Origin of the sequence: Thauera phenolivorans (assembly GCF_001696715.1) — a bacterium.
In the GTDB taxonomy this organism is placed as follows: domain Bacteria; phylum Pseudomonadota; class Gammaproteobacteria; order Burkholderiales; family Rhodocyclaceae; genus Thauera; species Thauera phenolivorans.
This window is the reverse complement of sequence record NZ_MBFM01000003.1, coordinates 168,098-178,456: the sequence shown is the minus strand read 5'-3', so window position 1 is coordinate 178,456 and position 10,359 is coordinate 168,098. Positions and strand designations below refer to the sequence as shown.

At 68.0% G+C, this 10,359-nt stretch carries 8 protein-coding genes and 2 pseudogenes; 7 read left to right on the top strand and 3 right to left on the bottom strand.

Features of this window, described 5'->3' with window-relative positions:
• On the top strand, positions 1 to 2,014 hold a 2,014-nt coding region (gene parC / locus BB334_RS07715; protein WP_083200340.1), incomplete at its 5' end, for a DNA topoisomerase IV subunit A.
• Positions 2,015 to 2,030: 16 nt separating this feature from the next.
• On the opposite strand, the gene BB334_RS07710 is transcribed toward parC, so the two are convergent.
• Both BB334_RS07710 and BB334_RS07705 read right to left on the bottom strand, forming a co-directional pair.
• Positions 2,031 to 2,483, bottom strand: a complete 453-nt coding sequence (locus BB334_RS07710) for a DUF192 domain-containing protein (RefSeq protein ID WP_068806737.1) — start codon at positions 2,481 to 2,483, stop codon at positions 2,031 to 2,033.
• Complete coding sequence (locus BB334_RS07705) at positions 2,480 to 3,127, bottom strand: pseudouridine synthase (RefSeq protein WP_068806734.1); 648 nt, start codon at positions 3,125 to 3,127, stop codon at positions 2,480 to 2,482. The genes BB334_RS07710 and BB334_RS07705 overlap by 4 nt, the downstream gene beginning before the upstream one ends.
• Before the next feature lie 215 nt (positions 3,128 to 3,342).
• Here BB334_RS07705 and BB334_RS07700 point away from each other — a divergent pair, with 215 nt between their 5' ends.
• The 5 genes from BB334_RS07700 (at position 3,343) to BB334_RS07680 (ending at position 9,472) form a co-directional block, all read left to right on the top strand.
• Positions 3,343 to 5,700, top strand: coding sequence for a hybrid sensor histidine kinase/response regulator (locus BB334_RS07700; RefSeq protein WP_068806731.1), 2,358 nt, complete (start codon positions 3,343 to 3,345; stop codon positions 5,698 to 5,700).
• A gap of 155 nt (positions 5,701 to 5,855) precedes the next feature.
• Complete coding sequence (locus BB334_RS07695; RefSeq protein ID WP_068806729.1) at positions 5,856 to 6,143, top strand: PepSY domain-containing protein; 288 nt, start codon at positions 5,856 to 5,858, stop codon at positions 6,141 to 6,143.
• Positions 6,144 to 6,579: 436 nt separating this feature from the next.
• Entirely contained in the window at positions 6,580 to 7,560 is a 981-nt protein-coding gene (dctP, locus tag BB334_RS07690; protein WP_068806725.1) for a TRAP transporter substrate-binding protein DctP, read from the top strand.
• A 95-nt stretch (positions 7,561 to 7,655) separates the two neighbouring features.
• Complete coding sequence (locus BB334_RS07685; RefSeq protein ID WP_158014377.1) at positions 7,656 to 8,186, top strand: TRAP transporter small permease; 531 nt, start codon at positions 7,656 to 7,658, stop codon at positions 8,184 to 8,186.
• Positions 8,183 to 9,472 (top strand): TRAP transporter large permease, encoded by a 1,290-nt coding sequence (locus tag BB334_RS07680; protein ID WP_068806719.1) that lies wholly within the window; start codon positions 8,183 to 8,185, stop codon positions 9,470 to 9,472. Before BB334_RS07685 ends, BB334_RS07680 begins: the two co-directional genes overlap by 4 nt.
• Before the next feature lie 79 nt (positions 9,473 to 9,551).
• Here BB334_RS07680 and BB334_RS07675 read toward each other — a convergent pair.
• Positions 9,552 to 9,743 (bottom strand): annotated as a pseudogene (locus tag BB334_RS07675) (PaaI family thioesterase); the annotation flags it as partial.
• A 172-nt stretch (positions 9,744 to 9,915) separates the two neighbouring features.
• On the opposite strand from BB334_RS07675, the pseudogene BB334_RS18445 reads away from it, so the two are divergent.
• Positions 9,916 to 10,359: pseudogene (locus BB334_RS18445) on the top strand (IS1634 family transposase); the annotation flags it as partial.

Genomic DNA, 10,359 nt, shown 5'->3' with positions numbered 1-10,359 from the left:
GATGGTGCGAGTGGCGCAGGATTTCTCGCTGCGCTATCCGCTGGTCGACGGCCAGGGCAACTTCGGCTCGCGCGACGGCGACTCGGCGGCGGCGATGCGCTACACCGAATGCCGCCTGACACCGATCGCCGAGCTGCTGCTGGCGGAGATCGACCGCGGCACGGTCGACTTCATCCCCAACTACGACGGCGCCTTCGAGGAGCCGCAGCTGATGCCGGCGCGCCTGCCCTTCGTGCTGCTCAACGGCGCCTCGGGGATCGCGGTCGGCATGGCGACCGAGATCCCGCCGCACAACATGCGCGAGGTCGCGGAGGCGACCTGCCATCTGATCCGCCATCCGGACGCGGGTCTCGACGACATCCTCGCGATGCTGCCGGCGCCCGACTTTCCCGGCGGCGGCCAGCTCATCTCGTCGCCCGAGGCGATCCGCGACGCCTACGCCTCGGGCCGGGGCAGCCTGCGCCTGCGCGCGCGCTGGCGCATCGAGGAGCTCGCCCGCGCCCAGTGGCGGGTGATCGTCGAGGAGCTGCCGCACGGCGTGTCGGCCTCGCAGGTGCTGTCCGAGATCGAAACGCTGACCAATCCGCAGCCGCGCGCCGGGAAGAAAGAGGGCTCGCAGGAGCAGAAAAACCTCAAGCAGCTGGTGCTCGGCGTGCTCGACACGGTGCGCGACGAGTCGAGCGACAAGGCGCCGATCCGCATCGTGCTCGAGCCCAAGTCCAGCCGCCAGAACCGCGACGAGTTCATGGCGGTGCTGCTCGCCCACACCAGCCTCGAGACCTCGGCCTCGGTCAACATGACCATGATCGGCCGCGACGGGCGGCCGCAGCAGAAGCACCTGGTGCAGATCCTGCAGGAGTGGATCGACTTCCGCTACGTCACCGTCGAACGCCGCACCCGCCACCGCCTCGACGAGGTCGATCGCCGGCTGCACATCCTCGAAGGCCGCATGATCGCCTTCCTCCACATCGAGGAAGTGATCCGCGTGATCCGCGAGTCGGACGAGCCGAAGCCGGCGCTGATCGCGGCCTTCGGCCTGACCGAGATTCAGGCCGAGGACATCCTCGAGATCCGCCTGCGCCAGCTCGCCCGCCTCGAGGGCTTCAAGATCGAGAAGGAGCTTGCGGAACTCAAGGACGAGCACGCCGGCCTGCAGCACCTGCTCGACAGCCGCCCTGCGATGACGAAGCTGATCCTGAAGGAGATCCGGGACGACGCGAAGAAATACGGCGACGACCGCCGCACCCTGATCGAGGCGGTCGCCCCGGTGGCGCCGGCCGAGATCTCGGTGCCCGACGAGCCGGTGACGGTGATCGTGTCGAAGAACGGCTGGGTGCGCTCGCGCCAGGGCCACGGCATCGATCCCGCGGGCATCGGTTACAAGGCGGGCGACTTCGGCTTCGCGCTCATCGAGACGCGCACCATCTGGCCGCTGATCGTCATCGACAGCAACGGCCGCGCCTACACGGTGAAGGTGTCCGAGCTGCCGGGCGGCCGCGGCGACGGCGCGCCGATCGCCACCCTGGTCGAGTTCCAGGACGGCGGCAAGCTCGCCCAAGTCGTCGGCGACACCCCGGAGAGCGTGTACCTGTTCGCCCAGTCCGGCGGCTACGGCTTCCTGTGCAAGCTCGCCAACGCCACCACCCGCCAGCGCACCGGCAAGGGTTTCATGACGCTCGACAAGGGCGACAAGGTGCTGACGCCGGCGAAGGCGCACGGCGACTGGATCGCCGCCGCGTCCGAGCAGGGCCGCCTGCTGGTCTTCCCGCGCAGCGAGATGAAGACCCAGAGCGGCGGCCGAGGTGTGATCGTGATGGGACTGGAGGACAAGGAGGCGCTCGCCGCGGTGGCGGTACCGGCCGACGACGCGGTGCTGACGGTCGAAGGCATCGGCCGCGGCAGCAAGCCGGTCAGGCTCGAATACAAGCCCTCCCAGCGCGAGCCGCTGCGCCATCGCCGCGCACGCAAGGGCACGACGATGACGCCGCGCGTGAAGCCGGAACGGATGTACTGAGCCGGCAGGCCGGCGCTCAGCGCGGCGCCGGCAGGCGGTCGATGCCGCGCAGGGTGTCGCCCGGCTTCACCCCGCGCTCGGCGAACCAGCCGAGGTTCATCTCGAGCGCATAGCGCGCAGGGGCGGCGGCACAGTGGTTGGACTCGGTCTGCGGCTGCATGTCCTCGATGTTGATGATCCTGCCCGCCTCGTCGATGAAGGCCACCGACAACGGCAGCAAGGTGTTGCGCATCCACATGCAGTGGGTGGCGAGCGCCGGAAACACGAACACCATGCCGCGATGCACCGGCATCTCGCGGCGGTTCATGAGCCCGATGCGCCGCGCGGAGTCGGTGTGGGCGAGCTCCGCCTCGATGCGATACATGCCCGCCCCCAGCTCCACCAGCGGCAGCGGCGCCTCCGCCGCGGCGCTGCCGACCACGGCCGACAGCAAGGCAAGCGCCATCCCCTTCAGCGTTCCACCCTTCATTTCCCGTTCCCCGCAGGCGTCCGTCCAGGGCGCATTCTAGCCGCGCCTCCCGCTGCGCGCCTGACGGTCGGCGCCACGTGCGCCACCCCGCGCAATGCCGGCGGCACCTCCACCTCGCGCCACGCTCCCGGAGCGAGCGCGTCGAGTCGCCAGGGCCCGACCGCGACCCGTATCAGGCGCAGGGTCGGCAGGCCGACCTTCGCGGTCATGCGCCGCACCTGGCGGTTCTTGCCCTCGCGCAGCACGATCTCGAGCCAGCTGGTGCACACCGTCTTGCGGAATCGCACCGGTGGATCGCGCGGCCACAGCCAGTCCGGCTCGGCCACCCGCCGCGCCTCACAGGGCCGGGTGCGGAAGTCGCCCAGATCCACGCCGCGGCGGAGGGCGGCGAGCGCCGCCTCGTCGGCCTCGCCTTCGACCTGCACAAGGTAGGTCTTGGGCAGCTTGTGGCGCGGATCGGCGATGCGGTGCTGAAGCGCGCCGTCGTCGGTGAGCAGCAGCAGGCCCTCGCTGTCGGTGTCGAGGCGGCCGGCGGCATAGACGCCAGGCACCGGCACGCAGTCCTTGAGCGTGGGCCGTCCGGCCTCGTCGGTGAACTGGCAGAGCACCCCACAGGGTTTGTTGAGCAGGATGAGGCGAGACATGGGGAACGGGGCGCCGGGAAAGAGGGACAGACGCAGGGCAGGAGGCCGCAGCTCAACCCGATTCTAACCCGGACCCGATTCCACCCCGCGGACCCCGCGCGAGCGGCGCGCAGCACGCTGCAGCAACTGCCGCTTGCGACCCCGGGCGCTCATCCCATTACAATAACGGCCCCTCGATCCGGCGCCGGACCGGTCGTCGTCTTCAGGATTCACACATGAGCGCCCACCTGCTTGTCGAAGCACGCACTGCCATCCGGACGAGGCGCAGCCTGCAGGTTCGCGAGAAGGTGCGGCGCGAGGGCGAGGAGCGCTGGAAGTTCGCACTCGAGAACGCCGGACAAGGCGTCTGGGACTGGGACATCGAGCACGGCCGGCTGAGCTACTCGGGCCTCTATGCCGAAATGCTCGGCCACAGCCTCGAAGGCTTCGATCCGGGCGCCGGAGCCGCCTTCGCCCGCGTCCACCCCGACGACCTGCCGAGGATCACCGCGGCGGTCGAGGCCCATCTGGCGGGACACACGTCGTCCTACCTGACCGATCTGCGCCTCCGCCACCGCGACGGCCATTACATCTGGGTGGAGTCGCGCGGCAAGCTGATCGAACGCCGCCCCGACGGCCAGCCGAAACGCATCATCGGCATCCATACCGACATCACTGCGCGCAAGCGTACCGAGGCCTGCCTGCAGCAGAGCCTGGCCGAGCTCGAGCGCTCGCAGTCCGTCGCCCACATCGGCAGCTGGTCGCGCGATCTGCGCGACGGGACGATGCGCTGGTCGAAGGAAACCTATCGCATCTTCGGCCTGCCGCCAGACACTCCGCTGAGCTTCGACCTCGGCCTCGACTTCGTCCATCCCGAGGACGTCGCCGCCTTCCGCCACGCAATGGCGCGGGCCTGCCGCGAGTCCGGCCTGCAGGAGATCACCTACCGCCTGGTGGTGCAAGGCAGGGTGAAGTGGGTCCAAGAGTGGTTCGAATACACGATGGACGACGACGGCAGCCCGCAGGCGGTACTGGGCACGATCCAGGACATCACGCCAATCAAGTGCGTCGAGGACGAACTGCGCGTGGCCAAGCAGCTCGCCGAGAGCGCCAACGAGGCCAAGGGCGTGTTCCTCGCCAACATGAGCCACGAGATCCGCTCGCCGCTGAACGCGATCATCGGCTACGTCGACCTGCTCTCCCGCGAGCTCACCCACCCCGCACACAAGCGCAAGCTGGTCAGCATCCGCGACAGCGCCCACCAACTCATCGCCATCCTCAACGACATCCTCGACCAGTCGAAGATCGACGCCGGTCGTCTCGACCTCGACGCGAAGCCGTTCGCCATCGAGGGTCTGCTCGAGCGCCTGCTGCGACAGTTCGAGGACCAGGCACGCCACCGGGCGCTCGTCCTCTCGGTCGAGGCGCCGCCGGCGACCCGCGCCCTGGTCGTGAGCGGGGATGAGCCGCGCCTGCTGCAGGTGCTCGGCAACCTGGTCGGCAATGCGCTCAAGTTCACCGAAGAGGGCGAAGTGACGCTGCGGCTCGAATGCCTCGAGCGCGACGCCGGCACGGCCCGACTGGACTTCAGCGTGACCGACAGCGGCTGCGGCATCGAGCCCGCGATGCACGAGCGGATATTCGAACCCTTCACCCAGATCGACAGCACGATGACACGGCGCCACGGCGGCACCGGCCTCGGGCTCTCGATCAGCCAGGACCTGGTCGAGGCCATGGGCGGCCGCATCCGCGTCGACAGCGAAGTCGGCCGCGGCAGCACCTTCCGCTTCGAGCTCGCCCTGCCACTCGCCGCGCAGGCCGCGGCCGAGCCGGTACCGCGACGCGCGGCGCCACGGATGCCCCACTTCGGCGGCAGGCGGGTGCTGATCGTCGAGGACCATGCCCACAGCCAGGAAATCCTGCTCGAGATGACCGAAGCCCTCGGCTGCGTGGCGGACGTCGCCAGCGACGGCAGCGAAGCGCTCGCCTGCGCACTCGGCCAGCCGCGCTACGACCTGATCCTGATGGACATGCAGATGCCGGCGATGAACGGCCTGGAGGCCACGCGCGCGATCCGCCGCCTGCCGGCCTACCGCACCACGCCCATCGTCGCCCTCACCGCCAACGCCTTCAGCGAAGACCGCCGCACCTGCCTCGACGCCGGCATGAGCGACCATATGGGCAAACCCGTGACGCTGACCCAGCTCGCCGGCGTGCTTGCCGACTGGCTCCCCTGCGCCCGCGAGGACACTGCCCCCGATGCCGTCACCGCGCCCGCTCTCCCCCCTCAGACTCGGCCGCCTGCCCTGGGCGAAGCGCTTCACCTGCGCCGCTTCATCGACACCGGACGCGCCGACCTCGCCCGCCTCGGGGCACATGTCGAGGCCGGCGAGCGTGCGCCCGCGAAGGCCCTTGCCCACGATCTCAAAGGCATCGCCGGCCTGCTCGGCGCCCACCGGGTGGCGGCGCTCGCCGACGAGATCGGACAGGCCTTGCACGCCGAGCTCGACAGCGCGGTGATCCGCTACCTGGCCGGCAAGTGCGAAGCGAGCTTCGCCGAGCTCGACGCGGCGCATCGGGACGACACCGCCTGAGTCGCCCTGCCGTCTGCCGCCACGCGCCCCCGCGGTGAACCGGCCGGCCGCCGCGACCCGATCCCGCTGCCGGCCATTCAGCGTGGTTTCAGCGCCCCTCCTGCACGATGCGAACCATGCCACCTCGGCATGCCATGCAAACGAAGGAGAGCACCATGAAAACCCGTTACCTGATCGTCGCCGCCACCGCTCTGCTGATCGGAACCACCGCCTTCGCCGGCACGCAATGCACCGCCGCGCCCCAAGCGGGCGGGATCGGCCAGGCCGACATGCTGCAGAAGCTGGTCGACGCCGGCTACACGATCGAGCGCTTCCAGCTCACCGACGGCAACTGCTACAAGATGCACGGCTGGGACAAGGATGGAAAGCGCGTCGAGGTGTACAACGACCCGGCCGACGGCAGCGTCGTCAAGCTGGAAACGAAGGCGGCGATGAAGCGGTGAGCACCCCCTCTCAACTCCCTCCCCGCGTGCCCCGTCCGCCACGGATGGACGGCGGCACGAAGTGAACCATGAAGACCTTCCTCTCTGCCCTGCTGGCACTGGTCACCCTCGCCTGGGGCTGGGACTGGCAGACGGGCGCCGGCGCTGCGTGGCCGCGGTCGTAGAGGCGGTGCGTCGTCCCGCCACCGCGCCGGCGGGCGCCCGCGCTTCAGGCAGGAATGCTTCGAGTTCCGCTGAGCGCAGCGCTGCACCGCCTTTCACCGCTTCATCTCTGATTTGCGTGCGCACGCGCGGACCGTTAGGCTTGCGGCCTTTAGCGGGCGCCGAGGGTGTCTGACGGTCGAGTTTTCCCGGCCGACAGGTGCAAACTGCAGGGGTTTGCAGCCGGACGCCGCGCACGGACTTGCGGAGCACCGAGCGTGCTGGAGATGACACGATGAAATCGATGAAGAGCGGAATTGCACTGGCGCTTTGCCTGGCGGGAACGACGCAGGTCTTTGCCGCGGACTACGTGATGCGGCTCAGCCATCCGCTGCCGCCGACGCACCACATCGCCAAGGTGGTGGAACAGTTCGCCACCGATGTGGAGAACAACACCGGCGGCAAGATCGACGTCCAGATCTTCGGCGCCGACCAGCTCTTCAAGGCCGGGCAGAACCACGCCTCGGTCGCGCGTGGGCAGGTCGAGGCCGGTATGGTCACCAACTTCAACTGGGGGCAGACCATCCCCGAGATGAATGCGATGACCATCCCCTACCTGATGGGCGATGCCGACAAGGTCATGAAGTTCTCCGGCTCGCCCGCCGCGCAGCTGCTCGAGCGGAAGATGCAGGAGAAGGGCGTGGTGAATATCGCCTGGCTGTTCACCACCAATCAGACGATCTTCACCTCGAACAAGGCGCCGCTGGTCGAAATCGACGACTTCAAGGGGGTCAAGATCCGCGGCCTGAGCAAGCTGGTGGACAAGGGGCTCGAGGCGGCCGGGGCCGCGCCCGCATCCATGCCGGGGGCCGAGGTGTACCAGGCGCTGCAGTCCGGCGTGATCGATGCCGCGGTGACGGACATTTCGGCGGGCTACAGCCGGCGCTACTACGAAGTGCAGAAGTACGCGACCGTCTCGCCCTTCTTTGTCGTGTATTACCAGATTTTCGTGAATCCGGCGTGGTTCAAGGATCTGCCGGCGGAACTGCGCGAGGGCATCGAGTCTGCGGCCGCCAAGGCCGAGGCGGGCGCGGTGGAAGCGACAAAGGCTTCCGCTGCCGACGCCCTGAGCCAGTTGCGGGAAAAAGGCATGGAGGTGACCGTGCACACCCCGGAGCAGGCGGCGGCCTTCGCCAGGGTGATGCAGCCGCCGGTCGTCAAGGAGTTTCTCGACTCCTCGACGGACGCGAAGCAATTGGTCGAATACCTGAAGTAGGCAGGCGCTCGCGCCGCCAGTTCGTCTATCGTGGATGACAAGCGATGAAGGATCAGGCTTCGACGGCCTCATCCGCCCCGGGCGCGATCGGGACCGTGGTTTCGGTTCTCGATCGCATCGTGGGCTGGGTCTGCACGTTCGCCATGGGGCTCGCCGCGCTCGGCCTGCTCACCTCGCTCGGCCTGATCAGCTACTCGGTGGCCATGCGCTACCTGTTCAATTCGCCGGTCGTCTGGGTGGATGACGTGATCGGCTTCGTCCTGGTCGCGATCGTGATGCTCGCGGCCGGCGATGCGCTGCGCAAGGGCGAGCACATCGGCGTGGACTTCCTGACGGCACGGCTGCAGGGACGCATCAGGAAGATCGCCGCGGTGTGGAGCATGATCGCGGTTCTGGTCACGGCCGGCTTCCTCGTCGTCGACGGCTGGAACACGGCGAGCTTCGCCAAGACCCTCGGGCTGATGTCGCACGGGCAGGTGGAAATCCCGATGTATCTGCTGCAGATGCTGATGCCGATCGGCGGGGCGCTGCTGTTCCTGGCGGCGATTCTCGCCCTCTTGCGCACCCTGTGCGGCATGCCCACCTACGCGCCGCTCCACCCGCCGCAGGATGGAAGCGGGCGATGACTTTCCTGCTGATTCTGCTGGGCATGATCGCCCTCCTGCTCACCGGCATGCCGATCTTCGCCGGGCTGGCACTGTTCGGCGGCGGACTGCTGCTATTCACCCAGGGCGACCTCGGCGCGCTGAGCGAGGTGATCTTCGGCGAGCTCAACCGCTACCTGCTGGTGGCGATCCCGCTCTTCGCGCTGATGGCGCACGTGATGATCCGCGCGAAGATCGTCGACGATCTGTATTCCACCGCGCACACCCTCACCCGCCACCTGCCGGGCGGACTCGGCATCGCCACGATCGGCGCGTGCGCGCTCTTCGCCGCGATATCCGGTTCGAGCGTCGCCACCGCGCTGACCGTGGGTTCGGTCGCCATTCCGCAGATGATCCGCTACGGCTACGAGCCCAAGTGGGCCTACGGCCTGGTGGCGGCGGGCGGCACGCTGGGCATCCTGATCCCGCCCTCGGCGCCGATGGTTTTGTTCGGCGTGATCACCGATACCTCGGTGGGCGCGCTGTTCATGGCCGGGGTCGTCCCCGGCCTGATGATCGCCCTGCTGTTCGCCGGCTGGAGCGTGATCCAGGCCTCGTCCGGTGCGGTGGCGATCCGGCGCGAGCCCAGGGCCTCGTTCGGTGAAATCGTCGCAGCGGTGCGCAAATCCTTCTGGGCCCTGATGCTGCCGGCCTCGGTACTCGGCGGCATGTATGCGGGCGTGTTCACCGCGACCGAAGCGGCCGCGGCCGGCGCACTGGCGGCGATCCTGATCGCGGGGTTCGTCTATCGCAACTTCGGCCTCGCCGGTCTCTGGCATTCCGCGATCGACGCCTGCCGCACCTCGGCGATGTTGTTCATGATCGTCGCCGGTGCTTCGGTGTTCGGGTATGTGATCACCAAGATGCGAATTCCGCAGGAGATGGTCGAGCTGGTCATCGCCATGGACATCGGCAAGGTCAGCTTCCTGATCGCGGTGATGCTGCTGATCTTCGTCCTGGGGATGTTCCTGGAGACCATCTCCATCATCCTGATCACCACCCCGGTGCTGATCCCGGCCATGCTCCACCTGGGAATCAATCCGATCTGGTATGCGGTGCTGCTGACGGTGAACCTCGAGATCGCCCTGATCACGCCGCCGGTCGGGATGAACATCTTCACGATCAAGGCGATCACCAACGCGCCGATGGCGAAGATCGTTCGCGGCATCATGCCCTACCTGCTGTTGCTGATCGCCAGCCTGGCGGTGCTGATGGCGTTCCCCGAGATATCGCTCTGGCTGCCGCGCAAGAGCTTCGGCGTGGATTGAGTTTTCGGCCGGGCTGGCGCGGTGAATCGGGACTGGGGGCAAGGCCCCCCGAACACCGGCGGATGACGCCGACGAATCCCTACGGCTTTGGCCAGAGGATCATCTGGGTACAACGGAAGAGTGCGATCTTCTTCCCGGTCGCCTCGTCGGTCACGACGGCATCCCAGACCTGGGTGTTGCGCCCGAGATGCTGCGCAGTCGCATGACAGGAAATGCTGCCGTCCTTCACCGTACCGAGGTGATTGGTCTTGAGTTCGATCGTGGTGAAGGACTGGGCGCCCCGGGGTTCGACACTTCACCCCGATTTTCGCCCCTTTTCGGAAAGTGCCTCCAGCGCCGGCGCGGGTTTGACGGCCGCGATCGCAAAAGCGCTGTGGTGGCACGTTTGTAACAGCAACCCTCAAGCTTGACGGCGCTTCTTAGGTGGTTAAAGTGGCGGCATCATGCACGTCAAACTCACCACCTCCGGAGGTCGCCGCTACGTCCAACTCGTCGAGTCCTACCGCGACGAGGCTGGACGGGTAAAGAAGCGCACCGTCGCCACGCTCGGCCGCGCCGAACAGGTCGATGGGTCGCTCGACGCGGTCATCAACGGCCTGCTGAAGATCACCGGCCGCGCGCCGATGGGCGCCAAGCCGCCGGCGCCCACGGTGTCGTTCGAGTCCGCGCGGGCGCTCGGTAACGTGTGGGCGCTGACCGAGCTGTGGAAGTCGCTGGGTTTCTCGGGGCTGCGTCGGGTGTTCCGCCGCACGCGCCGCACCACGGACGTGGAAGCGCTGATCCGGCTGATGGTGCTCAACCGCCTGTGCGATCCGGAATCCAAGCTCGGCGTGCTGCGCTGGGTACAGACCGTGGCGCTGCCCGATTTCGGGCCGAAGGCGGTGACG